The organism is uncultured Nevskia sp. (genome assembly GCF_903885465.1).
Taxonomy (GTDB): Bacteria; Pseudomonadota; Gammaproteobacteria; order Nevskiales; family Nevskiaceae; genus Nevskia.
On the sequence record NZ_CAISIQ010000483.1, the window covers coordinates 1 to 1,756 of the forward strand.

The 1,756-nt window shown below is 61.3% G+C and carries 1 protein-coding gene and 1 pseudogene; one reads left to right on the forward strand and one right to left on the reverse strand.

All coding sequences use genetic code 11. The features are described from left to right. Positions 1–361 (reverse strand): annotated as a pseudogene (locus QZY06_RS18810) (hypothetical protein); the annotation flags it as partial. A gap of 500 nt (positions 362–861) precedes the next feature. On the opposite strand from QZY06_RS18810, the gene QZY06_RS18815 reads away from it, so the two are divergent. Continuing rightward, positions 862–1,756, forward strand: an 895-nt coding sequence (locus tag QZY06_RS18815; RefSeq protein WP_295686981.1) for a biotin carboxylase N-terminal domain-containing protein, incomplete at its 3' end; no start/stop codon positions are given.

The window sequence follows — 1,756 nt, forward strand, 5'->3', positions numbered from 1 at the left end:
CCGGCAGCGAGCCGGCCAGCTGGTTCAGCACCATCAGCTTTTCGTCGACCTTGTCGATCGGCGCGAGACGCGCCATCAACACGCCGAGCGCGCCCTTCAGATCGCCAGCAGCCGGAGCAGAAGCCTTCTTGCTACCAGGCTTGCGGCCCGGCTTCTTGCGAATCTTGCCTTCGCTGGCATCCACGACGCTGCCTTCACTGGCAGCGGCACCGGTAAGCGTGTAGCGCACCGAACGGCCTTCACGAGTGGTATCGACCACACCTTCCGACTTCAGCGCCTTCAGATTCAAATACAGCGAAGCCGGTGAAAAGCCGCCGCGCTCGAGAATGTCCTGGGCGAGCATCGGGCCCGTGCCGAGCATCTCGACAATGCGACCGCGAACTCCACTCTGACGCTTGCGACGAGGGGAGGAGGTTTCCGATGTCATTACTTTGCCTGCCTTTTTGGAACGGGTTTTGGTTTTCAAGCTTGACTCCATGGGATGGACGCAACACGGTGCGTGCCTATTCGAACTCGAGCATCCGCGTCGAATGGTATCTCACTCCAAACATAAATATTGCAGACGACAATGAAATATGGTTGGAAAGAGGCGCGAATTGATCAGTAATGGTGGTTGCGAATGCTGAGATCAGACTCTCTGACTGAGGATCGCGTCATCGGTTCACCGTCTCTGTCAGTTTTCGTGCGCGGCTCCTGTCGATGAGTTTTGCCGGGTGCCGATCCGCGGGCAGGCCCTAAGTCGGGGGTCGGTGGCGCTCCCTGTGCTGTAATAAGTGCGGACGGTTGATGTGGTTGCGCCTGATCGCGCCACTAGCCTGTCCGACGATCCACACCAGAAATCAAAGGGACCCAAAAAGGACTATGTCCATCCGCAAGCTGCTGGTCGCCAATCGTGGCGAAATCGCCATCCGGGTGATGCGCGCCGCCGCTGAAATGGGTGTGCGCACGGTATCGATCTACGCCCACGAGGATCGCTTTGCGTTGCACCGTTTCAAGGCAGACGAAAGCTATGTGGTGGGCGCGGGGCAGAAGCCGATCGCCGCCTACCTCGATATTCCGGACATCATCCGGATCGCCAAGAACGCCGGTGTCGACGCCATCCATCCCGGCTACGGCTTCCTGTCCGAGAACCCGACGTTTGCCGAAGCCTGTGCGGCTGCCGGCATCCTTTTCGTCGGTCCGAAGCCAGAGGTGCTGCGCGCGCTCGGCGACAAGGTGGCGGCGCGCGCTGCCGCCCAGGCCGCGAACGTTCCGGTGCTGTCGGCCTCGCAGGCCTTGCCACGCGACATCGAGGAAGTGAAGAAGATCGCTGCCGCGATCGGTTATCCGGTGATGCTGAAGGCGAGCTGGGGCGGTGGTGGCCGCGGCATGCGGGCGATCGAGAACGAAGCCGAGCTGCCGTCGGCGGTGGAATCGGCGCGCCGCGAATCGCTGGCGGCGTTCGGCAATGACGAAGCCTATTTCGAGAAACTCGTCCGTCGCGCCCGCCATGTCGAAGTGCAGGTGCTAGGCGATCAGCACGGCAATCTGATCCATCTGTTCGAGCGTGATTGCTCGGTGCAGCGCCGCAACCAGAAGGTGGTCGAACGCGCACCCGCGCACTACCTGACGCCGGAACGGCGAGTGGAGCTGTGCGATGCGGCGGTACGCCTGTGCAAGCAGGTGGGCTACACGCATGCCGGCACCGTCGAATTCCTGATGGATGCCGACACCGACAAGTTCTACTTCATCGAAGTCAATCCGCGCATCCAGGTCG